This window comes from Ensifer sp. SSB1 (assembly GCF_016652895.1).
In the GTDB taxonomy this organism is placed as follows: Bacteria; Pseudomonadota; Alphaproteobacteria; order Rhizobiales; family Rhizobiaceae; genus Ensifer.
In genome coordinates this window covers 1-23229 of record NZ_JAEPRP010000081.1, presented here as the reverse complement: position 1 = coordinate 23229, position 23229 = coordinate 1, and the positions used below count along the sequence as shown (strand labels likewise).

29 protein-coding genes, 2 tRNA genes and 1 pseudogene are annotated in these 23229 nt (G+C 63.6%); 13 read left to right on the top strand and 19 right to left on the bottom strand.

Annotation, left to right across the window (positions count from 1 at the left end):
* Positions 1–211: 211 nt before the first annotated feature.
* Positions 212–484: a hypothetical protein gene (locus tag I8N66_RS20185; protein WP_113540517.1), complete on the top strand. Its 273-nt coding sequence runs from the start codon at positions 212–214 to the stop codon at positions 482–484.
* Between the two features lie 141 nt (positions 485–625).
* Here the strand turns inward: I8N66_RS20185 and I8N66_RS20180 are convergent, their stop codons facing one another.
* Both I8N66_RS20180 and I8N66_RS20175 read right to left on the bottom strand, forming a co-directional pair.
* Complete coding sequence (locus tag I8N66_RS20180) at positions 626–994, bottom strand: Imm8 family immunity protein (RefSeq protein ID WP_113540516.1); 369 nt, start codon at positions 992–994, stop codon at positions 626–628.
* A complete protein-coding gene (locus I8N66_RS20175; protein WP_162768934.1) occupies positions 987–1292 on the bottom strand; it encodes a hypothetical protein in 306 nt (101 codons plus the stop codon). Before I8N66_RS20175 ends, I8N66_RS20180 begins: the two co-directional genes overlap by 8 nt.
* 289 nt (positions 1293–1581) lie before the next feature.
* Here I8N66_RS20175 and I8N66_RS20170 point away from each other — a divergent pair, with 289 nt between their 5' ends.
* Entirely contained in the window at positions 1582–1830 is a 249-nt protein-coding gene (locus tag I8N66_RS20170; protein ID WP_113540514.1) for a hypothetical protein, read from the top strand.
* 42 nt (positions 1831–1872) lie between these two features.
* Here I8N66_RS20170 and I8N66_RS20165 read toward each other — a convergent pair whose 3' ends face one another.
* Positions 1873–2133 (bottom strand): DUF1127 domain-containing protein, encoded by a 261-nt coding sequence (locus I8N66_RS20165; RefSeq protein ID WP_113540513.1) that lies wholly within the window; start codon positions 2131–2133, stop codon positions 1873–1875.
* A gap of 589 nt (positions 2134–2722) precedes the next feature.
* On the opposite strand from I8N66_RS20165, the gene I8N66_RS20160 reads away from it, so the two are divergent.
* Entirely contained in the window at positions 2723–2980 is a 258-nt protein-coding gene (locus tag I8N66_RS20160) for a hypothetical protein (protein ID WP_113540512.1), read from the top strand.
* A gap of 47 nt (positions 2981–3027) precedes the next feature.
* Here the strand turns inward: I8N66_RS20160 and I8N66_RS20155 are convergent.
* Positions 3028–3103 (bottom strand) — tRNA-Lys (locus I8N66_RS20155).
* Positions 3104–3402: 299 nt separating this feature from the next.
* Here I8N66_RS20155 and I8N66_RS20150 point away from each other — a divergent pair.
* From I8N66_RS20150 to I8N66_RS20140, 3 genes are all read left to right on the top strand, one after another.
* The gene (locus I8N66_RS20150) at positions 3403–3975 is read left to right on the top strand and encodes a hypothetical protein (RefSeq protein WP_223727742.1); all 573 of its coding nucleotides are present in this window, start codon (positions 3403–3405) and stop codon (positions 3973–3975) included.
* A 145-nt stretch (positions 3976–4120) separates the two neighbouring features.
* Positions 4121–4196, top strand: a tRNA-Lys gene (locus tag I8N66_RS20145).
* A gap of 134 nt (positions 4197–4330) precedes the next feature.
* Complete coding sequence (locus tag I8N66_RS20140) at positions 4331–4930, top strand: hypothetical protein (protein ID WP_113540511.1); 600 nt, start codon at positions 4331–4333, stop codon at positions 4928–4930.
* Between the two features lie 52 nt (positions 4931–4982).
* On the opposite strand, the gene I8N66_RS20135 is transcribed toward I8N66_RS20140, so the two are convergent.
* The 3 genes from I8N66_RS20135 to I8N66_RS20125 all read right to left on the bottom strand — a co-directional run bounded on the left by I8N66_RS20135 (position 4983) and on the right by I8N66_RS20125 (position 8002).
* Entirely contained in the window at positions 4983–5900 is a 918-nt protein-coding gene (locus I8N66_RS20135) for a PhzF family phenazine biosynthesis protein (RefSeq protein WP_113540510.1), read from the bottom strand.
* Positions 5901–6152: 252 nt separating this feature from the next.
* The gene (locus I8N66_RS20130; RefSeq protein ID WP_291157027.1) at positions 6153–6893 is read right to left on the bottom strand and encodes an NUDIX hydrolase; all 741 of its coding nucleotides are present in this window, start codon (positions 6891–6893) and stop codon (positions 6153–6155) included.
* A gap of 2 nt (positions 6894–6895) precedes the next feature.
* Positions 6896–8002: an endonuclease/exonuclease/phosphatase family protein gene (locus I8N66_RS20125; protein ID WP_291157025.1), complete on the bottom strand. Its 1107-nt coding sequence runs from the start codon at positions 8000–8002 to the stop codon at positions 6896–6898.
* A gap of 315 nt (positions 8003–8317) precedes the next feature.
* Between I8N66_RS20125 and I8N66_RS20120 the strand changes: the two genes are divergently transcribed.
* The gene (locus I8N66_RS20120; RefSeq protein WP_291157024.1) at positions 8318–9769 is read left to right on the top strand and encodes a CHAD domain-containing protein; all 1452 of its coding nucleotides are present in this window, start codon (positions 8318–8320) and stop codon (positions 9767–9769) included.
* A gap of 114 nt (positions 9770–9883) precedes the next feature.
* Here the strand turns inward: I8N66_RS20120 and dapA are convergent, their stop codons facing one another.
* The 6 genes and pseudogenes from dapA to I8N66_RS20090 form a co-directional block, all read right to left on the bottom strand.
* On the bottom strand, positions 9884–10795 hold the full coding sequence (gene dapA / locus I8N66_RS20115; RefSeq protein ID WP_291157022.1) for a 4-hydroxy-tetrahydrodipicolinate synthase: 912 nt from the start codon (positions 10793–10795) through the stop codon (positions 9884–9886).
* A 336-nt stretch (positions 10796–11131) separates the two neighbouring features.
* The gene (locus I8N66_RS20110; protein ID WP_291157020.1) at positions 11132–11773 is read right to left on the bottom strand and encodes an Isoquinoline 1-oxidoreductase subunit; all 642 of its coding nucleotides are present in this window, start codon (positions 11771–11773) and stop codon (positions 11132–11134) included.
* Between the two features lie 2 nt (positions 11774–11775).
* Complete coding sequence (locus tag I8N66_RS20105) at positions 11776–13380, bottom strand: molybdopterin cofactor-binding domain-containing protein (RefSeq protein ID WP_291157018.1); 1605 nt, start codon at positions 13378–13380, stop codon at positions 11776–11778.
* A gap of 15 nt (positions 13381–13395) precedes the next feature.
* Positions 13396–13929 carry a molybdopterin cofactor-binding domain-containing protein gene (locus I8N66_RS20100; RefSeq protein WP_291157016.1) on the bottom strand — a complete coding sequence of 178 codons (534 nt, stop codon included), beginning with the start codon at positions 13927–13929 and terminating at the stop codon, positions 13396–13398.
* 4 nt (positions 13930–13933) lie between these two features.
* Positions 13934–14104 (bottom strand): annotated as a pseudogene (locus tag I8N66_RS20095) (2Fe-2S iron-sulfur cluster-binding protein); the annotation flags it as partial.
* A 6-nt stretch (positions 14105–14110) separates the two neighbouring features.
* Positions 14111–14506 carry an Ohr family peroxiredoxin gene (locus I8N66_RS20090; protein WP_291157014.1) on the bottom strand — a complete coding sequence of 132 codons (396 nt, stop codon included), beginning with the start codon at positions 14504–14506 and terminating at the stop codon, positions 14111–14113.
* Positions 14507–14661: 155 nt separating this feature from the next.
* Here I8N66_RS20090 and I8N66_RS20085 point away from each other — a divergent pair, with 155 nt between their 5' ends.
* Positions 14662–15150, top strand: coding sequence for a MarR family transcriptional regulator (locus I8N66_RS20085; RefSeq protein WP_291157012.1), 489 nt, complete (start codon positions 14662–14664; stop codon positions 15148–15150).
* Positions 15151–15214: 64 nt separating this feature from the next.
* On the opposite strand, the gene I8N66_RS20080 is transcribed toward I8N66_RS20085, so the two are convergent.
* The 3 genes from I8N66_RS20080 to I8N66_RS20070 form a co-directional block, all read right to left on the bottom strand.
* Positions 15215–16243, bottom strand: a complete 1029-nt coding sequence (locus I8N66_RS20080; protein WP_291157010.1) for a DUF3095 family protein — start codon at positions 16241–16243, stop codon at positions 15215–15217.
* A gap of 233 nt (positions 16244–16476) precedes the next feature.
* On the bottom strand, positions 16477–16959 hold the full coding sequence (greA, locus tag I8N66_RS20075; protein WP_113540500.1) for a transcription elongation factor GreA: 483 nt from the start codon (positions 16957–16959) through the stop codon (positions 16477–16479).
* Positions 16960–17108: 149 nt separating this feature from the next.
* Entirely contained in the window at positions 17109–17534 is a 426-nt protein-coding gene (locus I8N66_RS20070) for a hypothetical protein (protein WP_291157007.1), read from the bottom strand.
* 183 nt (positions 17535–17717) lie between these two features.
* Between I8N66_RS20070 and I8N66_RS20065 the strand changes: the two genes are divergently transcribed.
* Positions 17718–18425, top strand: a complete 708-nt coding sequence (locus I8N66_RS20065) for a glutathione S-transferase family protein (protein ID WP_291157005.1) — start codon at positions 17718–17720, stop codon at positions 18423–18425.
* 87 nt (positions 18426–18512) lie between these two features.
* Positions 18513–19184, top strand: coding sequence for a putative immunity protein (locus I8N66_RS20060; RefSeq protein WP_291157003.1), 672 nt, complete (start codon positions 18513–18515; stop codon positions 19182–19184).
* Here the strand turns inward: I8N66_RS20060 and gcvA are convergent.
* Positions 19100–20008, bottom strand: a complete 909-nt coding sequence (gene gcvA / locus I8N66_RS20055) for a transcriptional regulator GcvA (protein ID WP_291157001.1) — start codon at positions 20006–20008, stop codon at positions 19100–19102. The two genes, I8N66_RS20060 and gcvA, sit on opposite strands and share 85 nt — an antisense overlap.
* Before the next feature lie 125 nt (positions 20009–20133).
* Between gcvA and I8N66_RS20050 the strand changes: the two genes are divergently transcribed.
* Entirely contained in the window at positions 20134–20838 is a 705-nt protein-coding gene (locus I8N66_RS20050; protein WP_291156999.1) for an SDR family oxidoreductase, read from the top strand.
* Between the two features lie 251 nt (positions 20839–21089).
* Here the strand turns inward: I8N66_RS20050 and I8N66_RS20045 are convergent, their stop codons facing one another.
* Positions 21090–21356, bottom strand: coding sequence for a hypothetical protein (locus tag I8N66_RS20045; protein ID WP_162768933.1), 267 nt, complete (start codon positions 21354–21356; stop codon positions 21090–21092).
* A 331-nt stretch (positions 21357–21687) separates the two neighbouring features.
* Between I8N66_RS20045 and I8N66_RS20040 the strand changes: the two genes are divergently transcribed.
* Positions 21688–21831: a hypothetical protein gene (locus tag I8N66_RS20040; protein ID WP_223724708.1), complete on the top strand. Its 144-nt coding sequence runs from the start codon at positions 21688–21690 to the stop codon at positions 21829–21831.
* Between the two features lie 288 nt (positions 21832–22119).
* Positions 22120–22536, top strand: a complete 417-nt coding sequence (locus tag I8N66_RS20035) for a hypothetical protein (RefSeq protein ID WP_291156994.1) — start codon at positions 22120–22122, stop codon at positions 22534–22536.
* A gap of 27 nt (positions 22537–22563) precedes the next feature.
* Here I8N66_RS20035 and I8N66_RS20030 read toward each other — a convergent pair.
* A partial coding sequence (locus I8N66_RS20030) for a LysR substrate-binding domain-containing protein (RefSeq protein ID WP_291156992.1) occupies positions 22564–23229 on the bottom strand: 666 nt, incomplete at its 5' end.

The following is a 23229-nucleotide window of genomic DNA, read 5'->3' as shown; positions in this document are numbered from 1 at the left end:
AGAGCGCCAGTTCCCTTCGGCGCGGCAACCCTGCGGCACCAGGCAATGCACCACTTGCGGCCATGTCCCATCCCCGACGCATAATCGGCGCGATCAGTCGTCTCGCGACCGGACGGACCGTTTTTCAACCGACCCGCGAGCTTGGCCGTTGATTATTCGACCGACCGCTCCATTTACAGTTCTGAGGCACTTAACCTGAGGAGAAGCCTGCATGAATCGAAACACAGTCATCGGTATCGTGGTTGTGATCGTGCTCATCGTCCTTGGCGTCGTGTTCCTGAAACCGGGGGCCAACAAGCAAGCCACCGAGACAGCACCGGCGACGACGACGACGCAGCCCGCGAAGACCGAGCAGCCCGCAACGGCGCAGCCGCCGGCAACGACTGACCAGTCGACGACTCAGCCCTCGACCACTCAGCCGTCAACGACCCAACCGTCCACGACGACCCAACCGTCGACAACGCAGCCGTCTACGAGCCAGTAACGGCCCCAAGCCGCGACCACCCCTGCCGCACTGGCGGCCAGTGGGTGGTCGCATCGGCAGTTGAGCGACACTGCGGCGCTGCCGCGGCTCCGGATCGCCTTTTGCCAGCCATGATGGCAGCCGCCCCGGCGCAGGGCTTCATCAGGGTCGGCGAGGTTCGTATTGCCAATGAAAGCGCTTGCGCAGTTCTTTCAGGCTTTCATCCCAGGTGTCACGCTGGCAAGCCGCAATCACCCTGTTCGCATGATCCCTAAGGACAGCGAAGCTGTAGCGCGGAATTTCGATGTGTCGCGTATCCTGGCATCGGTGAGGTCTGTTGTTCGGGGTGACGACCTGAACGAAAAAGCACTCCGTCCAGAGATCTTCCTTCGTGCCGATATCCAACTGCAGCAGGAAGCACACATCATCCGGCACAGGGCGTTCGGGACCGACGTCGCCATCGAAATCGACCTCCGTGCCCCACGCCAGGTCACCGCCATAGGCCCATTTCAGGTCGAGTTCCCTAAACATCCGCTGTTGCTCGGCTGTCAGCGGTCGGGCTCAAAAACAAGAACACCAACAGCGCAGCCGGGGCGACGACGGCCCAGGCGCCGAATGCCCGGCCAAGACCGCCGGCGGCGACGGAATATCCATAGAGAAACAGGAACGCGATGCCTGCGTTGGCGACGCCGAGATCCACCAACCGCCGCAGCGTCAGAAAGACCACATGGCCGTAGCAGAAAATCAACGCGGCCTTCACAGATGTCGCCGCTTCGTCAGCCACCGCGAACGGAAAAACTGTAGCAAGCACCAAGGCGCACAGCGTCATGCCGAGCAGATAGTCCAGCCGACCGAGCGGGACGGTGGAAAACAATATGCTCCTGATCCTTGCCAATTGCACTCTTCACTCGCCCGCATTGATTGCATGATGGCGATATACTGGCCACGGCTGCAAAGCGCCATCCTCGCGACACCGCTTGCGCTCGGAAATGTCGAGGCATCGACTGCCCGCATCGGCCGGTAGATCGAACGCCGCCACGCGCATCCGCCGCGTCACCGCCCTGTTCCCTTTCGGCTCGCTGGTGCTATGAATTCGGCACCCACCCACGGAGCCCCGAATGCGCGTCGTCCTCCTTTGCTCGCTGCTGCTTCTCTCGTCCTGTATCCCCCACATCCCTGAAGAGGTTCTCGACGCAGGTTGGTGCAGGGATATGGCGGCAGCAAAGGCCAGGGCGACCGGCAAGGAGCGGGAAAACCTTGCCGCGGCGATGATTAGGCACCACTGCGCCGCCAAGCTCGCCGCCGCACATCAGCCAGCAGCACCGTCCGATCAGGGCGATCCTGGGTCCCAACGACCCAAATCGTGAAGCTTGATCGACGGCAAGAAAGAGGCCCGCTCGGGGCGGGCCTCAGTTCTGCCTCGTCCACGGATAGCCGACCGGCAGTTGCCAGAGCGAAATCTCGGCTATCGCAGGCTTCTTCACGCCTTCTTCCGCACCGATATCGCGCAGCATGCGATCGGAGAGATGGCTGAGATGGTTGAGCGTCCGCTGACGCCTCCAGGCAGCAACAAGGAAGGCGCCGACGGTTCGACGGAAGCCGAAGGTTCGAAACAGGTCGTCCATGATCGCCGGCAAGGTGCCAGCGGCGGTAAGTTGCAATTCGCGCATGATTATTCCCGCCGCTCGCAGCGGTCGGGTCCTCTAGATTATGGATGCGCGCGGACACGGAAACACATTCCGGGAACCGGTCACATCAAGTCAAAATGGAAAATACGAAAAGGCGGAACTCGGGTAGCGCTTATGCGCCGAAGTAACCCATAGAATTATGGCGTACTCGTCGTGACGGGCATGCCACTCCACCAGAGGTGAGCATCTGTACAAAATTAAGAATCATCGTACGCCTCCTCTAGTTTGAGCTCCGATTTGGCGAAAGTTACACGAGTTTACTTTTGCCGCAAGAGGACAATCGCTGACTGTCGGAATGACGAACTACCTGTTGCACGGGAGCAACAGGGATGGTTGCGACCCTTCATGGGGCAACCGACGAAAACCGCGGCCATTCGGGCTGCCGCTCTTTCGCAAGTCGATCCGGCCCGATCATCGACCTCGTCGCCAGCCCCACCGGCAATGGCTTCGACCGCCCGGTTTGCAACGAGCCTCGACCGCTCCAGCGCGGCTCAGAAATATGGCCACAATCTGTTGCCACCTGCCTGCTTGTGGTGGACACTGCACTTCAAAGGTTATTCGAGGTAGAGCGATGGACTTCGAGAAGATCGGTCGGGCCCGACTGATGATGCGACTGCCAAGACACCGGAAACAGATTTCGGAACTGAGGTTCCTGGCGCTCAACAGCCTGATGGCGGCCTATGGCGTCGCCGTGATCACGCGTGATGAGTTGAGAGAGCACGCAATGTCGGATGAACCTCTGACGGTTGCCTATGAAAGCAACTGCCAGGCGATAGAAGACAAGGTGGTGATGCTTCTCACCAATATCAGCCCACGCTTCGTCAATTGAAGCGCGCCGCCACAAACAAAATTTAATCAGCGCTTTAGGAGAAGTTTTGGTGGGTGATCACGGGCTCGAACCGTGGACCCGCTGATTAAGAGTCAGCTGCTCTACCAACTGAGCTAATCACCCATCCGCGACCGCTGCGGTGTGTCCCGCTGCTGTCGTGAGGGGGCGTATAAAGGCGTTCGGTTGGGTTGTCCAGCGCCTTTGTGAAAATCTTTTGAAAAATCTCGCGGAGCGACGAAGAGCCCTGTGGACAACGTCCCGCGTGGCTGTTCGGTGTTCTTCAGGAAGTAGCCGCGCGCCTTCTAGAGGTGCAGGCAGGAAACGAGGTGCGACGAAAGACGCGTTTGACGCGAGTTTCACGCTCGGCATACTTGCAGCGGAACGGCACAATAACGGCAGCCACAAGTGGAGAGGACATCCCTATGCGCAGCACGATCGCAATTGGCATGCTCGTCGGCGTGCTTGCCGGCATTGCTACCGAAGCGAACGCCGAAGTGCCCTTCTTCAATGCAACGTGCCCCGGCCGTATCGAGGTGCACGCGGATCGGGGTGGGCCGGTCTTCATCAACGGCAGCCAGGCGCGCCTGCGGCGATTCAGCAGTGATTACTACGAAGCAAGCCAGGGGCGAACGACGGTCTCGATCAGCGTCAACCGGGATGGCTCGCCATCGATCAGCTACACGCGCCGGGGCGCTGGCAATGGAGTCTGCCGTGTTGTCTCCGGCGGTGGCAACAATCGTCCGAGACCGGAACGCCCGCCGCAGTACGATGACACCCAGCAGCCGGATCGCGTCGACACGAGGATGATGCCGCGCTTCTGCCAGGGCGAGGCATCGGCCGCATTCGGTGTCCGTCCCAACCGGATCACCGTGAACATGGCCTTCCAGAGCGGCCGGTACTATTGGGTGCAGGGCAACTACGACAGCGGCGGCGGCAGGGCGCAGTTTTTCAACTGCCGCTTCGACCTGCGCGGCCGGTTCATCGACGTGCGCTGATCGGGAGGGCGGGTAAAGCGAATGCAACGGAACTCAGAGCCAGAGTCGTCCGCCGGGAGATCGAAGCGGCTGTGGGTTTCTCATCGCGTGACGCAATTACCCTCTTGAGTGTCGTCCGGTCGTGCGCTAAAGCGACGCCATGGATGGGTGATTAGCTCAGTTGGTAGAGCAGCTGACTCTTAATCAGCGGGTCCACGGTTCGAGCCCGTGATCACCCACCAAAACTCCTAAAGCGCTGATTTCTTTAATTTTCTCAAAGAATCTTCATATTGTCGGTTACCGGTGATTGAGACTGGTTGCGAATCTCGTTCGGTGCTGGCGACCAATGGTAGCGCGCAGTCGGCGGGGATCATTCGTGAACGCTGGTAATCTCGGCAACCGCATCTTCGGGCTCGTCCGCCGGAACAAGATCACGACCGCGATCCTGTTGGGGGTTGGCCTGCTCCTGCTGCCCAATCGTGACGCTGTGGAGATTTCACTCCCGAACAGTCAGGCCACGGTGCGTGTAGGCCGGGACGGTGATGACTATTACGTCAGCGTCAAAACGCCCTTCGGCGCCTTCGACAAATGGATGTGGGAAGATTGGGGGCCTGCCCAACGGACGGGCCTGTACTTGACCTCCGAAGGTTGGATTGCCGCATTGGGCGCCGGCGGTGTTGCCACATTCATCGCCGTTCCCGAAGGCAGAGAACCAACCGAAGTCGACAGTGTCGAGGCGAAGCGCACCGACTCGTCCAAGTGGCGCTACCTGGGCGCCGTCGATCGTGACTATGGCACGCGCAGCCTGCGCTTTTTCGGCCCAAGCGATCAGCCTGAATGCTTCGACACGCTCGGCGCGGGCGAAAGCCCGTACAGGTCCCTGGCGCAGTGGGAGACGGCCTGCGACTGCGTTCAGCGTGCGGCGATGTCGGAAGAGGTCTGCAACATGAGTTCAATCCCCGACTCAAGCCCGTGACCAAGCCCCAAAGATCGCGATTGAAGCAAAGACTTCAAGTTGTGCGGGAGCTTCAAACGTAGAGTTCGCCGGCTGCGATCTTCACCGCGTGACCGCCGATGCGGGCATTGCTGATCTCTCCGCCTGCAATATCCAGATGCAGGTGGATGAAGGACGGGCGCCCCATTTCCACCCCCTGCTCGACGAGCACCGGATGATGGCCGTCCACGAACTGGTCGAAAAAATGGATGGCGCCGGAAAGGGCTGCCACGGCCGAGCCGGTCGCCGGATCCTCGAGGTTGCCGGCACCGGGGCCGAACTTGCGGGCATGGAAGCGCGCCGTATGGTTCACACCGCCGCGGCAATAGACATAGGCCGAAGCCAGCCGCCCCTCCGCCATCGGCGTCAATTGCTCCCAGCGCAAAGAATCGAACTCGATCGTGGAAACCGCCGCGACGTCGTGCACCGGCACCATGACGAAGGGCGCACCGGCGCTCCAGAACGAAGGCACGTGGTTCTCGAAGCCGATCTGCGAAAGCTTCAGGCTCAGCGCATCGGCGATCGCCTGCCGGTCGAAGCGGGCATCGATGCGGGCCGATTTGCGCGGCAGGTCGAATTCGGCAAAGCTCGCCGTCCCGGGCTTGAGGCGGACGGCGCAGCGCACCGGCCCCACTTTCTCCTCCAGCACCTGCACGAGGTCGATCCCCTCCTCGGTCGCGCCGTGCTGGGCCTCGGCAATTGCGATGGCCGCACCGACCGTCGGATGTCCGGCAAAGGGCAGTTCCTGGCTGGGGGTAAAGATCCGCAGCTTGGCCGTATGCGCCGCGCCGCCGGGCCTGCGGATGAACACGGTCTCCGACAGGTTGAATTCCTGCGCGATCGCCTGCATCGCCTCGTCGTCCAGCCAATCGGCGCCGAAGACCACAGCCAGTGGATTGCCTTCGAGTTGCCTGTCGGTAAAGACGTCGTAGATCGCGTAGCTCAGCGCCATTCATGTCCCCTTGCGAATATGCCCCAAACTTTGCAGCGTCGGGACGCGTGCGGCAAGGCTTAAAAGCACCGGTACACAACTCGGCACGGATCACGATTTCTTTAGTTGCGGTTCCGTCGGCGCACACCTTGCCGGCGCAGCAGAGCGCGCGCTTGAAGCTGGACGGCACGCATCCACCTCTCGCCGCCGCTCGGACGGCAGGCGCCATAGCCTCACGAAATCAAACCATTAGACCGCCCGGCTGACTCAAAATCAGAGCGGGCCATTTCGCTTAAGCAGCCAGTCGAGAATGGGCGGAATGAACGGCGGATAGTTGTACGCCCCCGGATCCGGGCCGAAAATCGCGATCGCCTCGTCGATCTCGGGCTCCGGATCGACGGCAATATGTGCCGCGACGCGGGCGACCAGGGCTGCTGCCTTTTCCGGATAGCGGTAGACACGGATGACGGTCACGGCGCGGTCCATGTGCAACAGGTGATAGCCGGGTTCGGCGCTTGCCAACGCCAGATCGATGCCGGTCTCCTCAAGCGCCTCGCGGCGGATGTTGCCGTCGATGTCGCAGCGGCCATCGACGACGTCCTCGGGCTCCAGCGAACCGGAGGGGCTGTAGACGCGGGCCGGATTGGCGGTGTGCGATCCCATGCGCACCAGGATCAGCGCTCCGTCGGATGAAAGGATCGCCGGCATGGCGAAGAGATGGAAGGCGCCCTCCATCCGCGTCTTCCGCCACCAGAGAAAGGTCGAATAGGGCACCACATGCCCCTCGCCTTTCACGCGCCCGTCCTTGATGCGCAGCGCCCGCTGCAGCACCATGCGGCCGTCGAAGAGATGCGGGTTGGCAGCGATCTCGCGTTGCCAGTTTTCCTGTGCGCGGCCAACTTCCTCCAGGTGAAACGGATGCACCGCGCCGTTGACGCGGATCTCGACGTCGTCGATCGGAATGATGGCGCCTTCGGCCGGCCACGCCGCCGTGTTGCTCTCAATTGTGCTCATGATCACACGTCCAGGGTGATGGCCACGGGGCAATGGTCCGACGCCTTTGGTCGGTCCCAGCCGGTGCGCGGATAACGCTCCACTTCAAGCCCCGGCGGAAAGATGGTGCGGAAAGGCTGGCCGCCGCGAATGACCTCGGGCACCTGGGCGTGGTTACGCTTGGCAAGTGCCGGCGACAGCCAGATATAGTCGAGCTGGCAGAGGTGCCGCTCCTGCGGCCCGCGGCTGTGAAACAGCGTCCAGCGGTCCATCACCGGCCGGCGCAACATCGGGTTTTCGGCAAAGCCATCGTGGCTGAACACGTCGAGCGAACTCGTGTCCTCCTCATGCGGCACGAACTGGTAGCCGTTGCGCCGGTCGCCGAGAATGTTGACCTTCTCCTGGTAGTCGTTCATATCGCCGCAGATCGCGAACATCTTGTCGGCGGTGCGTCCGCGCCCGAAGCGGCTTTCGATGATGTGGCGCACGGCGCTGGCCTCCGCCACGCGCAGCGGCATTGTCGCCTGCCGGCCATCAAGCCCTTCGCGCGCCGGCCCCATCGATTTGAAGTGCACGACATAAAGTGTCAGCGGCCGCCCGCCGATCCTTAGGTCCAGCTCCAGGCAGTCGCGCTTGAAGATCCGGTCAGCCGGGCGATTGGTGAGCGCGATCTGGTCGTTGAAGAGATCGAGATCCTCATAGGTCAGGCCCGCATGGCTCTTCACATCCAGGCACTCGATCGGCTGGCCGTCGCGCGTCTCCTCGCGCATCAGCACGGCAACATCGATGCCGCGCGAATCATTGCCCTCGATCAGGTACTTCTGGCGATAGCCGCTGCCGACCATGCGGAAGAGATAGTTGTATTCGAAGGCCTGCAGCGAGGCCATGTTGTCGGCTTCCTGCAGGCACAGGATATCGGCATCGCAATCGGCAATCGCCAGCGCCGACATCTGCCGCGTATCGTCCGTATGCGCGATGGTGCGCGCTTCTTCCAGGCGCTGGTACTCGGCCTCGGACTTCACGTCGAAAAGCCTGAGCACGCGATCCTGCTTCAGTTGGTTGCGAAAGCCGGAAAAATCGAAGCGGCTCAAAAGGTTTTCGATATTGAAGGTGGCAAGGCGAAGCGACATTTATCAATTCCGTGGCATGAAATGCCGGGAGCTTAAAGCAATTCCAAGAAAAGTGCGAAGCGGTTTTCCGTCCGGGAGTTCGGCCATTACAAAGCGTTAGGTCAATTCACCGTTGGTGGGCCGGGCACCGCTCCCGGCATCAAGCCGCAAATACCGGGCCTGATGTCGTTGCCGGCCTCTCATGTCGCGGCAAGTGCGATTTCCGGCGATCGCCTTTACGTTCCTGCGCCCGCGACATGATCCATGTCATTCAAACCATGAACCAATGTGCTCAAATGGCGTTGGTACATAGCCCCCGCGCCCATGGAGGAAGGTTTGAATACGGAAATCGAACTCAAGCTCGCGCTCTCTGCCGAGGATCTTGCCCGCTTCGCCGCGTCCGGTCTCCTGGGTGAGCCGGCGCGCGTCGAAGAGCAACGGTCCGTCTATTTCGATACCAGCGCCCGTGACCTTCACCAGGCGGGCTTCACCCTGCGCATCCGCACGGTCGGCGCCGCCCGCATCCAGACAATCAAGGCGACCGGCCCGGGTGCATCGATTTTTGCCCGACCGGAGTGGGAACAGCCGCTTTCCGCAGACGAGCCCGTCGTCGACCGCACCACTCCGCTTGCCGCCGTCTTCGATCTGACGCCCGACGATCTGGAGCCGCAGTTCACCGTCGAGGTCGAGCGCAGCACCTGGGAGGTGGACCAGGACGGCACGCGGATCGAAGTCGTGCTCGACCGCGGCATGATCACCTCAGGCAGCCGCCAGACCGCCGTCGGCGAAGTCGAGCTCGAGCTGAAGGACGGCGACCCGAAGGCGCTCTTCACCCTTGCCCGCCGCATCGAGGCGATCGTTCCCATCCGCTTCGGCGTCATGTCGAAGGCCGAGCGCGGCTTCCGGTTGATCGATGCCGAACAGATCGTCTTCAAGGCCGAGCCGGTCGAACTCGACCGCGAGATGTACGTGGCGAAGAGCTTCCGCACCATCGCGCTTGCCTGTCTCCGGCACTACCGGCTGAACGAGGACGTGCTGCGCGTGCGGCGAAACCCGGAGGCGCTGCACCAGGCCCGGGTCTCCCTTCGCCGCCTGCGTTCGGCCATCTCGCTCTACCGCGACATCCTTGGCGACGCGGAGAGCGAGCGCCTCAAGGGCGAGCTGAAATGGTTGGCCGGCGTGCTCGGCAGAGCCCGCGACGTCGACGTTCTCCTGACGCGCCAGCCGGAGCCGGAACTGCGCGAGCGCTTGAAGTCGGCCCGCAGCGCCCGCTACGCGGACGTCTTCGAGGCGCTGGATGGGGCGCGCGGCCGCGCCCTCCTGCTCGATCTCCATGAGTGGCTGCACTGCGGCGGCTATCTGTCGGTCGCTCCCGCCGAGCTTCGCGAAAAGCCGGTGGTCGATTTTGCCGAAGCCGTTCTCGACCGCGCACGCCGTAAGCTCAAGAAACACGGCCGCGCGCTGGCCAAGGTCAGCGACGAGCAGCGGCACGAGGCCCGCAAGGATGCAAAGAAGCTGCGCTATGCCGCCGAGTTCTTCGCCACGCTCTTTGACGACAAGCGCGGCGCCAGGCGCCACGGGCGCTTCATCGATGCCATGACCGGCCTGCAGGACCGGCTCGGCACGCTGAACGACCTCGTTTCCGGCCCGCAGGTGCTCGACGAGATCGGCCTGGAAGGTCACCCGGATGCCGAAACGCTGGTCCTGCACACCGACAAGGACAAGCTGATCGATCACGCGCAGAACGCCCTCGACGACGTGATCGACGCCAAGCGCTTCTGGCGCTGACCGGCGCTCGGCCGATCAACGCCCTCAAACCATCAATGTCCTTCGGGAAAGAGAAATGTGATGCCGGCCCGAACGCCCCAGCCGTTCGGGCCGCTGTCGGGCGATGCCGCCAGGTCAGGACGCCTGCACCTTCATCGCCCGGTCGATCCGCGCCGCCAGTTCGTCGCTCACCGGCACCATCGGCAGGCGCATTTCCGGGCTGTCGATCAGACCGGCGCGCCAGAGCCAATGCTTGATTGGCCCCGGGCTCGGTTCGGCAAAGAGCAGCCGCGGCAGATCGGCGAGACGCTGCCAGTCGGCAAGCGCGCCCGGCTGATCGCCTGAAATCAATCTGTTGCGAATGGCGGCAAATGCGGCGGTATGCACATGGGCGGACGCCGTGATCCCGCCTTCCGCCCCTTGGGTGAGCGCCGTGTAGAACAGTGGATCTTCCCCGGTCAGCACCGCAAAATCCTGCGGCTTGTGGCGCAGCAGATCGAAGGATTGCGCCGCGTCGGCCGAACAATCCTTGACCCCGACGATGTTTCTCCGCTCCGCAAGCTGCAGCATCGTTTCGTTGCCGAGGTTGACGCCGGTCCGATAGGGAATGTTGTAGATCAGGATCGGCCGGTCCGTGGCATCGGCAAGCGCCGAGAAATGCGCAAACAGTCCGCGCTGCGACGGTCTTGTATAATAGGGGCAGGCGATCAGATAGCCGTCGACATCCCACGCCTCGGTGCGCGCAAGCGCCTTCACAGTCTTGCGCGTATCGCTGCCGGAGAGCCCGAAATAGACCGGAATGCGCCTGCCCGCAGCGCTGAGCGTCTCATTCGTCACCGAAACCAGCCGCTCGCATTCGCCCTCGTCGAGCGCCATGCCCTCGCCGGTGGTGGCGCCAAGGATGAAACCGTCGATCGGCTCTGCGGCGTAGTGCGTAACCAGCCGACGGAGCGAGCGCTCATCGAGTTCGCCATCGCGAAACGGCGTGATCAGCGGCAGCCAGAGGCCACCCGGTGCCGGCGGTCGTGTTGAACCTGTGCCTTCCATGAAATTCCATCTCCTTCAAAAACCGGAGACGGAGAGCGCAAGCGAAAGCCCCGTCCGAACCGGCGGGGTCGATCTGATCCTTGTGCTTGCTATGCTCTGCGCGCAACGACCGACAGCCCCGAAAGCGGGGCTTTTTTCATAGTCGTCAGTTTTGCGAGGCGGCAGGACATGGCGAGGAAAGTCGAACAGTCCCCGCCCGTTGTCAAGTCGCGACCGAAGGCTTCGGTCCGACTGGCGATAGCTCCTGCGTCAACGTACGCAGTGCCGCATGTGCGCAGCACGCCACGAAATGCCACGGAGATATCATGCCCGCTCAGTTCGGGCATGAGCCAGAGCTCAGTCCGGACATTCCGCACCCGTCTCCACCCAGGCGGCGATCAGTGCGGCGAGCTCCGGTTGCGAGCCGGGCGGAGCGCTGCGGCCCTCGCCCGGATGCCAGGCCCAGCCGACCAGGTGATCCTCGCCCATGTGTTTGACGAGATCGGCATGGGAGCGGTTGCCGTTGCGCTCCGTATCCTTCACCTGCTCGCAGATTTCGCGAACGCTCAGGCCCTGCCACGCCATGCTTTCGGGTGCCAGCTGCCAATGGGCGTTGCCGGGTATGGATTTGAGGCGGCTGCCGACGATCTGGCGATTCTCCGCGCCATGGCAGGTGCTGCAGGCAAGGCCAGCCGGCCCCATCGAGCTATCGGCGGCGATCATCAGCGGCACATGCGGGTGCATGTCCTCGCCCTGTGTAGGGCTGCGTGTTGCCGGGTGGCAGTTGATACAGCGCGGATGCGTCAGCACCCGGCTCGCCTCGGCGAAGATTGCCTTCGAGCGCGCGCTGGCATCGGCAATCGAAGAGAACTCGGCGACCGGCTTCAACGCACCGCCACCGGGTGTTTCGGCGTAACCGCTGATCGGATCAAAGGCAGCAATAAGACCGCCGACGGCCAGAGCGGCGGCAAGCGGAAGCGCAAGTGTTCGCCTGAACATGGTCACACCCTCCGCAGATCGGCCTGGTTTATCGGCAGCGTTCTCAACCGCTTGCCCGTCGCCATGTAGATCGCGTTGAGAAGCGCCGGCGCCACACCCGGCGTTCCGGCCTCCCCTATGCCACCCGGCGCTTCCGAACTCGGCACGATATGCACCTCGATCGATGGCGTCTCGTGGATGCGCAGGACCGGCGCATCGTCGAAATTGCCCTCGACCACGGCGCCGTTTTCGACCGTGATGCGGCCGTAGAGCGCAGCACTCAATCCATAGACGACGCCGCTCTGGATCTGCGCCTCCACCGTGTCCGGGTTGATGACCTGGCCGCAATCGACGGCGCAGACGATCCGGTCCGTCTTCAGTTGGCCGTCCTCACCAAGGCTGACTTCGGCGATCATGGCGGCGAAACTGCCGAAATCCTCGGCAATCGCAATGCCCCGCCCCTTGCCTTTCGCAAGCGCCGCGGACCAGCCTGCTTTTTCGGCCGCGAGGTTGAGCGCGGCGAGAAGCCTGGGCTTGTGCTGCAGCAGCCGCGTTCGATATTCGAGCGGATCGATGCCGGCCACCTCAGCCAGTTCGTCGATGCCGCACTCGACCGGCGGCACGTTGCGCGTCGCTCCGACGCCGCGCCAGTTGCCGGTCAGCATGCCGTCGGGCGCCTCGTGGCGCGCAAAATCGGTCTGCTTGTTCGGGATCGAATACGGTGATTCCGCCCCGCCCATCTGGTCGAGGTCCACCCCGCCCTTGGTGAAGGCCGGCAGCCAGCGCGCCATCACAGAGGGACCAATGACCCGGTGCCGCCAGGAGACAGGCATGCCGTCGGGTCCGAGTGTCGCGGTGACCTTGCTGTAGTTGAGGTAGCGATAGCAGTCGTGGCGGATATCCTCCTCGCGGCTCCAGGTCACCTTGACCGGACCATTCACCTGTTTGGCGACCTTCGTCGCCAGGATCACGCCGTCGACATCGAGCCGCCGTCCGAAGCCGCCGCCGAGCAGGTGGTTGTGCACGACGACCTTTTCGACCGGCAGGCCGGTGACATCGGCCGCCGCCTGTCTTGCCCGGCTCATGATCTGCGTTCCAACCCACACGTCGCAACCATCCGGCCTCACATGCACCGTGCAATTCATCGGCTCCATGGCGGAATGGGTCAGGATCGGCATGCGGTAGACGAATTCATGCACCGGCCCATGCTCTGCCTCGGCCTTGGCGACATCGCCTTCATGCAGATGCGGCAGGGCCTTGCCGTCGATCGCCGCATCCATGCGGCGCTCGAGCTCGGCCTGCGAAACTCCGGCACTCGGCCCCGGATCCCACTCGATCGAAAGGGCTGCGAGGCCCTTTCGCGCCGCGCCGGTATTGTTGGCAACAACCGCGACGGCCTCCTCGATCCGCACCACCTGGGAGACGCCCTTGACCGCCATGGCTTGGGCCTCGTCGACCGCGCGCAGCTTGCCGTTGAAGTGCGGACAGATCGCGATCGCCGCGTAGGGCACACCTTGCGGCCGGGCGTCGATACCGAATTTCGCCGTGCCGTTGACCTTTTCCGGGCTGTCGAGGCGGCGCACCGGCTTGCCGATCACCCGGTAGCTGGATGCTGGCTTCAGCGGCACCTCCTGTGGAACGGCCTACGATGCCGCGGCCGCGATCAGGCTGCCGTAGGCCGCGCGCCGGCTGCCGGTAGTCTCGACCACATGGCCCGCCTCCGCCTTGCAGGCGTCGGGCGAAACGCCCCAATCGCGCGCCGCAGCGCCAACCAGCATGATGCGGGCCGTGGCACCCGCCTTGCGCATCTGCTCGTAGATGCCACGGATGGCGAGCGAGCCGCCGGTGATCTGGTCGCCGAGCAGCGGATTGGCATATTGCTTTGGATCGGCGGGCGCATGTTCCAGCACCACCTGATCGAGGTCGACCTCCAGCTCTTCGGCGAGCATCATCGCGACCGCGGTGTAGATGCCCTGCCCCATTTCCACGGAGGGCATGACGAAGGTGATCTTGCCTTCGGGCGGAATGCGGATGAAGGCATTCGGCGCGAACGGTTCGGTTGCGGCGGCGGCCGTGGGCGGCCTGAGGCCGACCATCAGCCCCGCCCCTGTCAGCGTTGCGCCGATCAGAAGCTGGCGGCGGGATACGGCAAAGTCGGCCCTGTCGAAAATGGACATCGCATCACCCCTTTGCTGCCAGCTTGATGGCGGCGCGAATGCGCGGATAGGTGCCGCAACGACAGATGTTTCCGGCCATCACTGCATCGATGTCGGCGTCCGTCGGCTGCGAATTGGCAGCAATGAGCGCGGCCGCGGACATGATTTGCCCGGACTGACAGTAGCCGCACTGCACCCGATCTCAGAGGAGATTGGTCTCGACGTCGATGTTGCCGCGAACTGCCTTCGAGTACGGGCAGATGTCGTGGGCGGCGTGGATAATTTCTTCGGCGACGTCGCGGTCGAGGCCTTCCAGGCGGACATTCAGGCGTGCGCGCAGAAAGTAGGACCCGTCGTTGACGTTGAGATCGATCTCGGTGTCAACCTCCGGACCGGCCGGGAGCTTCACCTTGCGCTGCAGCGCAGCAAGCTCGATCGCGCCGATGTAGCAGGCCGACCAGGCGGCGCCGAACAGGTTTTCCGCGGCCGGATGCGGCTGCGACAGCTTCAGTTCCAAGATACCGTCTTGGCTCACGGTGCCGCCGTCGCGGCCGCCGGTGTTGTGGGTCTTGCCGGTGAAAAGGAGCTTCTCGGTCATGTCATTTTCCTCTCTGTTTGATATTTAAAGCGTATCCGCTTCAATCGGATGCGATGTATATAGATGAAGCCGAACATCCCGTCAACACCATTGCGATTTAATCGGATACGATTTATATTAAGTCCAGATACGAAAGAGAAAAAAAGGACACCCCAATGCCCGGCTCCAAGACAACGAAAGGCCCGCAGACCACGTCTGCCAAGGGCGGCAGGAAGCTCTCCAACTTCCTCTGCTTCGCGATCTATTCCGCAAACCTCGCCTTCGGCCGCGCCTACAAGCCTCTGCTCGACAAGCTGGGGCTGACCTATACCCAATACGTGACCCTGGTGGCGCTCTCGGAAGAGGACGGCCAGACGGTCAGCATGCTCGGCGAAAAGCTCTTCCTGGAATCGAATACGCTGACGCCGATCCTGAAGAAGCTCGAGGCCGACGGCTACCTGCAGCGTCGGCGCGATCCCGCGGATGAGCGGCAGGTGCGCCTCACCCTGACGCCCGCCGGCCAGGCGCTCGTGGATGCCGACCCTGGCGCGGCACTGACCGACGCGATTGGCCTCGGCGACGACTTTGCAACAGTGCAGCTGTCTGTCGCCAAGCTGCGTGACAACCTGCTCGACGCCACGCAGCCGGGTTCACGGAAAGAATAGAGGGAATGATGGCGGCGGCCGGGATGCGTGAGCGCGTCCCGCAATGTCGCTCTTGTTCGTCGGGCTAAGCGCTAAGACGCTTGCGCGGATCCATCATCTCCGCCGCCTTGGCATAGCCGCCATCCATGCCATCGAGAAAATGCAGATGCGCATCGGGCCGGGCCGATGGCACCAGGCAGGTCATCAGCGCGTGGCTTTGCCGGTGCAGCCCGAAGATGACCTCGCCCCGTGCCCGCGCGGCAACCAGGATCGCTTCGGCCCGGTCGATCTGCTCGACCGCGCAATCGACCGTGAGACGCAGGCCGTCATCATATTTGCGGAAGTCCGAATTGGCGGCAACGCCCGCCCAGCGCTCGGGCGCAACCCGCACGCGCTCGTCCTTCGGCACGCCCATTACGCTCGGCAGCGGATGCGACTGCCGCGGCCCTTCGTCGAAAACGGCGATGACATCTCTGGCGAGAGCCGCGAAACGCTCGGGCGTCACGCGGTCGGTGGGCTCGACGAGCAGTGACAGGATCTGGCCCTGCCGGCTCGCAAACGGCCGCCATTCGCAGGCAAGCCCCGTGAGATCGGGCTCGCCGCCATCCATCTCCGGCTGCAGCCGATAATGCCCGTTCTTCAGCTGCTGCTCCGCCCATTTGAGCCCGCCGCCGGCAAACATCGCGTAAGTGGCGACGTCCGAAGCGGCGTAGCGGGCGATCCGCACGTCCTGCCCGCCGGCACGGATCTCCTGAACCGTCAGCAGGCCGATACGAAGATCCAGACCAAACCGATCCTTCACGAAGGCCGCAACCTGCCGCAGCGCCGTGGCCGCGGTCGCAGCCCCCTCCGGCGGCAGGGCAAAGGCCGCGCCATCGCCGCGAAAGACGAAGGGAAAATCGAAGTCGCCCCAGGCATTGCCGATGGCGGCAATCGCCGAGGCGCCGGTGTAATTGACGTCCTCATAGCGCCCCGCCCGGATCGCCCCGGTCGAATTCACCACATCGGTGATCCCGATCAGCCAGTCGCCGGGCAGCGGCTCATAGACCTTGGGATCGAGCACGTGCGTAAACTCGCGATAGGCCTGAGCGTGTTGAGCGTCGCTGCTGTGCATGCGCTTCTTCCTTGCCGACGGCGCCTGGAGCGGCCCGGTGTCGTTGTCCATCCACGGCCATGCCGCAACATTAAATCGGATGCGATATAAATGCCGATGCGCATCAATGTCAATAGGAAGCAATTAAATCGTATGCGATGATAATAGGCACACGTCTCCCTCCGATGGCCACGGCCGCCGGGAACGGCGCAGCCCGGATGGGAACCACTCTCAACCGTTTTCGGAAATCGCTTTCAGGCGATCGCGGTGATTTCGAGTTCCTGATCGCCGACGCTCATGACGTCACCGACCGCCTTGCCCATGAGGATCCGGGCGACCGGCGAGACATAGGAGATCGACCCGGCCTTCGGATCCGCCTCGTCCTCGCCGACGATCCGGTACTTTTGCACCCGCCCGTCGTCACGGCTGAAGGTGACCGTGCTGCCGAAGGCGACGACCTCGGTCGAAACCGGTTCCGGCATCAGCTGGGCGGTGCGCAGCCGTTCGGTGAGATAGCGCGCGTCGCGCAAGGGGCCTGCCTGCTGCCGGCGCTTCTCGTTCACGTCGTCGATCGTGGCCGCCGCCTCATAGGCGACCCGTGCCTCCTGCATCTGCGCCTCCAGCGCCTTCAGCCCGGCCTCCGTCACCAGGTTCGGATGCGGCGAAATCGGACGATCCGGCAACAGTGTCTCGGCGGCGGTTTCGGCACTCTCTTCCTTGGTGAAGGCAACGCTCAATCTCTGGAACTCCGTAGCGGTATGGCTCGATGCAACTCGGCGGCAGGTGCAATATCGCTCCGTTCCCCGCCGAGCAACACTATAGCCATTTCCGCCTGATCCGTGCGAGAAGAAAGGCGCTCACGCCCCCTTTCGCTTGCCCCAGGCGCTCAAGCCATTGGTTTTCCAAGCGTCCAGAATTCGCGAACCCGAACCCACCAGACGAGACTTTCCGGCCCAAGCCATCGCACAAAGTCGTCAGGTCTGGTCTCGCGGTGAAGGTTTGCGTTCTGCAAATCCTCGAGAAGCCCCATCGTTGCCGCCTCCCTGACATAGCCGTCGCCGTTGGTGTGCCAGCGTTCGACCACATCGAAAACGGCCCCGAACCGGCGCGTGTCACCGGCCTCCAGTTTCCTGACCAGGTGGCGGGCCAGCTCCGCCAAAGCCAGGTAAAGCGGCGGATGGTCGTCGTCACGGTATTCTTCCTGGAACGCCGCCCAGGGTTCGCCAAAGGACGGGTCGGCCCGCAGAAGCGGCTCAAACATGTTCGATCGGTCGAACCCGAACGAAGGTGCGTCGGTACTTTCCTTTGGCATCGCTTCGTCCTGCCCGTGTTGAGCGCCTGGCGCAAGCCGCGCTCCCGATGGGAATTGCACAGTCCCGGTGCGGCCGTGATCCGTGTCTGCCACCCGCCGAGCCGGTATCCGATTCCCCGCACAACACAAGAGAATCGCCTATAGCGCGAAGGCGACGATCCATGCGACAACCCGGAGTATGGAATGAAAGCGGCCGGACTTTGCGTTCCGGCCTGGGTCATGCAGGGAGAAAAATCGTTGGCCGAGCCGTTTGTCGTCTATGGAGCATCAGGCTCCGGATCCGTTCCGATCGAGGCAACCCTTCGCCTTCTCGACCTGCCCTATCGCGTGGAAGAACATGCCCCCTGGGCGGGAAAAGAGGAAGCAAGCCGGCTCGCCCGCATCAATCCCCTGGCGCAGGTTCCCGCCCTCGTGCTGCCGACGGGAGAGCTGATGACGGAAAGTGCGGCGATCCTGATATGGCTGGCCGATACCCATCCCGACGGACGGCTCGCGCCGGCGCCGACAGACCCGGCGCGAGCGGAATTCCTGCGGTGGATGACCTTCGTATCCTCGGCCATCTATGCCCTCTACTGGATCGCCGACAATCCCTCGCGCATCATCGAAAAGACCGAGGACCACGCGGCCGTGAAAGCGCGCATCTTCGACCGGGTCGCCCATTGCTGGGAGCGGATGGGTGCACAGTTGCGCCCGGGCAGATACCTGCTCGGCGAGGAACTGTCGGTGCTCGACCTCTATGTGGCCACCGCCTCGCGCTGGTCGCCCGGCCGGCGTCGCTTCTATCAGGTCGCGCCCGCGCTCGCAGAACCGATCCGCCGCGTCGACGCCGATCCCAGGCTTTCGGCCCTGTGGGCGGAACGCTTTCCGTTTACGGAGGGCTGGGAGCGCTGAGCCTCTCGGAGACGTCAGGCCGGTCAACAAAACCGCCGGCATTCCGTTGGACCTGCCGCCCCCGTCTGCACAACGAAGTCGCATCCAATGACCGACGAAGCCCCCGCGCCGCTCCTGACTGAAGACGATCTGCGCCACATCACCCGCTGGGCGATCCTCTGCGCCGAACGCGCGCTTCCGCTCTTCGAGGCGGCGGTGCCGGGCGACAGTCGCCCGCGCGAGGCGATTGCCGCGGCCCTCGCCTTTGCTGAAGGGGGCCCGCGCACCGCGACCTTGCGCAAGGCGGCCTGGAGCGCCCAAGCGGCGGCGCGCGCGGTTGACGATCCCGCCGCCAAGGCGGCCGCGCGCGCGGCGATTGGCGCTGCCGGTGCGCCCTACACCCACCCGATCGAAACGCCGCACCAGATCAACCACATCCTCGGCCCCGCCGCCTATGCCATCCAGGCGCTCTCGCTCGGCGCGGAAGACCAAGCCTTCAGCATGGAGACCGAGCTGCGCTCCGCGATCGCTGCCGCATCGCAGGACATCCGGCGCATCATCGGCAAGATGCCGGGGCGCAAGCCCAGCAAAGGCGCCTTTCACACGCTGCTCTACCGGCTCGATACTGCCCTGCGCCCCCTGACCAGGCCCAGAGCCCAGAGCCCAGAGACCAGAGACCAGAGCCAAGCGCGAGATCACACCGAGGCGTGCGCCCGCGCCTTGCCCGCTTCCTCGCTGATCCAGGCGATCACCGTTTGCAACTGCGGGGATTTGCGGTAGCGCGGCCAGACCAGATAGAAATCCGAGGGCCCGGACATCGACCCCGCGAAAATACGGATGAGCCGGCCTTCGGCGATGTCCTGCGCCACGAAATCGCCATTGGCGAGCACGATGCCCTGCCCGGCGATCGCCGCCTCGATCGCATGCGAGGTCTGGTTGAAGCTGATGCCCTTGAACGAGGCCTGCCGGCTGCCGCCGAAATGCCGCTCGATGAACTCCGGCCAGAAATTATGCGCATCGTGCAGCAGCGTGTAGCCGGCAAGCTCGTCCGCGGTCGCGGGCACCGGCCGGCCGGCCATCAGCATCGGGCTGCAGACCGCAACGATCTCCTGCTCGAAGAGCAGTTCCACCGCGAGCCCCGGCCCAAAGGGCGGCCGCCCGTAGCGCACCGCCAGGTCCACGCCATCGGCCTGGAAATTCGACATGCGATCGGTCGCAAGAATATGCAGGTCGAGATCGGGATGGCGTGCGGTAAAATCCGGCAGGCGCGGGATCAGCCATTTCGAGGCAAAGGATGGCGTGGTGCTGATCGTCAGCCGCACCGGCTGCGGCTTCAGCCCATCGGTCGCCCGCGCGATGATGTCGAGTGCCCGCCGGACATCGGCGATATAGGCCCGTCCCTCGCCCGTCAGCGCCAGCATGCGCGGCAGCCGTTCGAAGAGCTTGACGCCGAGCTCGGCCTCCAGTCCGCGGATTTGCTGGGCGACCGCCCCTTGCGTGACGCCCAGCTCCTCGGCCGCAAGCCGAAAGTTCAGATGGCGTGCCGCCACCTCGAACACTTTCAGCCCATTCAACGAGGGCAGCTTTCCCGGTGCGTCACTCATCCGATAGTTTTTCTACTGCCACTTGAAAGCGAAACTTTCTCGTCGTCGCATGAAGGAGATGGTATTTCAATCACGAGAGCCGCAAAATCCGGCATCATCCTGAATGCGACGAGGAGAATGGACACATGGCAGTAGAAAAAGTAGCCGTTATCACCGCCGGCGGCAGCGGCATGGGGGCAGAGAGCGCAAAGCGTCTTGCCGCCGATGGCTTCAAGGTCGCGATCCTCTCTTCCTCGGGCAAGGGCGAGGCCCTGGCCGCTGAACTCGGCGGCATCGGCGTCACCGGTTCCAACCAGTCGAACGACGACCTCAAGCGCCTGGTTGACCTGACCATGGAAAAATGGGGCCGGATCGACGTGCTGGTCAACAGCGCCGGCCACGGCCCGCGCGCCCAGATCCTCGAAATCACCGACGAGCAGTGGCACACCGGCCTCGACGTCTACCTGATGAACGTCATCCGCCCGGTCCGCCTCGTGGCGCCGATCATGCAGAAGCAGAAGGCCGGCTCGATCGTCAACATCTCCACCGCCTGGGCCTTCGAGCCGTCGGCGATGTTCCCGACCTCGGCCGTCTTCCGCGCCGGCCTTGCCTCCTACACCAAGATCTTCGCCGACACCTATGCGGGCGACAATGTGCGCATGAACAACGTGCTGCCCGGCTGGATCGACAGCCTGCCGGCAACCGAAGAGCGCCGCGACGCCGTGCCGATGAAGCGCTACGGCACCAGCGCCGAAGTCGCCGCCACCGTCGCCTTCCTCGCCTCCGAAGGCGCCGGCTACATCACCGGCCAGAACCTGAAGGTGGACGGCGGCCTGACGCGCTCGGTGTGAGCGTCCCTTGTGCGTTCATCGTGACGCACAGCGCTCGACAGGAAAACGAGGTCCGGGCAACCACCGCCCGGATCCGCCTTTTTACGAAGCCGGAGACTTCCTCAATAAGGGGGTCGGTCATGCGGCAATCCTTAGCTCCCGGCAGGAAACCACCGGCTTCGGCCTTGAGGATCGCTGGTCGGGCTTGCGGTTGGCTCTAAGGCAGGATCGCCAGGGTCCGGGCAGCGTTCGCACCCCTAGCTCCGACGAGATCAGCCGCGGCCAGTCAGCCGCTTCGGGTCGTCGATGTAACAAATAAGCGACGAGGCGATCATCAGGGCGAGGTAGGAAAAGAACAACTTCCAAAGGGTCTCCCAGGATACGATCTGAAATCCCCAAAAGCACAGGATCGCAATGGCTGCCATGACAATCGTGGCCGCGACACTGACCGGGCGAAGAAAAGCGACGATGCGAGAAATCATCAGAGCCTCCTTGTGTTTGCCCATCATGACCACGGCAGGTTGAATCGTCCAGATCATGCCGCACGTAGCGACGTGATGCCGCACACGAATCCCCGGTCCTGTCCGGTCCCCAACGACATGCCCCTTCCACCCCATCGCCAGACGAAAAGCGGCGGCTCAACCGCTCCTGGGCGCAAGGTGGAGACGAGCCGTCAGGACGGCTTTGGCGATGGACGCATGAGTGCCGTAAACGCCACCATCGACCGCCCCTGGCGCCAAATCCAGATGCCCCGCAGACCGGAACAAAGAAAGGCCGAGGACTGCCTCGGCTGTCGCGTCAGCCGCTATCCTGTTGTCTTTCCTGATGAAGCTCCTATTTCCCTGACAAAACCGAACACAGGAGCTCTGAATGAACCGAAACGGCCTCTATCTCGTCATCGCCCTGCTCGCTGTCGCGGTCGTCGGCCTCGGCATCTATATCTACCAGGAGGAGACGAAGCCGGGCGTCGAAATCAAGATTGGCCAGGATGGCGTATCGGTTCAGGAAAACTAAAATTCAGGAAGGGGGATGAACTGCCCGCTGAGCCCGGCCAGTCGCCGCAAGCACGAGAGGCCGCCGGGGAGCCTTAAAGGCCGGCTTCTGCCTCTCAGGCGCTTGCCTGCTGGCGGTTCCCGCCGCCGGGAAAGTCCGCCCTTTCGGCAACGGCGTGGTGAGCGCTCCGGCAAGGAATGCATGAGCGCCTTGATTTTGAGGCGGCGATGACCGCCCATGGCAGCGGGCGCCGAGTCGCTGCCGCGTGGCGACGCAGCCGCAACATGCCCGACACGCAAAGGTGCCGCGTTGACAGCAACGATTTCATGGACCGCCGCAATCCTGCTCGCAGCCACGTTTGCCCCTGCCGCGATGGCGGGCGAGACAAGCCGTGCGCCTTCGGGAACCTATTGCGGCCAACTTTCCTCCGCCGGCGTCCTGTCGGACGCGCAAACGCACTTCGAGACCGATGCCAGCGGCACCGTCATCGGGAAATACATGTTCTCCGATCAGGGCAACGCCGTCGAGGGCGAGCTTGCCGAAACCGGCGACGATGGCGACGGCAGCGATCTCACCCGAACCTTCATGTGGCGCGACAAATACGGCTACGGCCAGCTGGTCGTGACGTTCACGCCGGATTTCTCCGAATTCACCGGCAGATGGAACGCCGGCGGATCGGACTTCCTGCCGTGGAACGGTCGACGCTGCATGCAGACGATCAGCTAGGGCACGCGAACCACGCCAGCACGCCCCTCACGCCGCAATCACGCCCCGCATCAGCCCCTCCAGCCAGTCGGCAAACACCTTCAGCCGGCGCGACAGGTGCTGGCGGTGCGGGTGGAGCAGCGCCATCGGCATGGGGGCCGCGTTATGGTCGGGCATCACCTCCACGAGGCGCCCATCCTTCAAGTGGTCGATCACGTCATAGGCCGGGATCTGGATGAGACCGAGGCCGGCAAGGCAGCAGGCGATGCTGCCTTCGGCGCTGTTGACGCTGACCCGGCCGGCAACGGCCACTGTGCGCACCGCACCGCCTTCGATCCACTCCCAGTCCTCCACCCGGCCGCTCGAGGGCGAGGCATAGTTGACCGCGAAATGTTCGACGAGATCGGTGGGCGTTTTCGGCGTACCATGGCGCTCAAGATAGTCGGGGCTTGCGACATTGATCAGCCGCAGCGTGCCGAACGGCCGGGCGATCAGGCCAGAATCGGCAAGCGGCCCGACGCGCAGCGCGCAGTCGACGCTCTCCTCGATCAGGTGCACGGCCCGGTCGGTCATGCCGAGATCGATGTCGATGCCGGGGTAACGCGCCAGGAACTCCGGCAGCGCCGGTGCCACGATCAGCCGGCCGATGCGGCTCGGCAGGTCGACGCGCAGCCGCCCGGTCGGGCCGGAGGCGCTGCGGCGAAACAGGTTTTC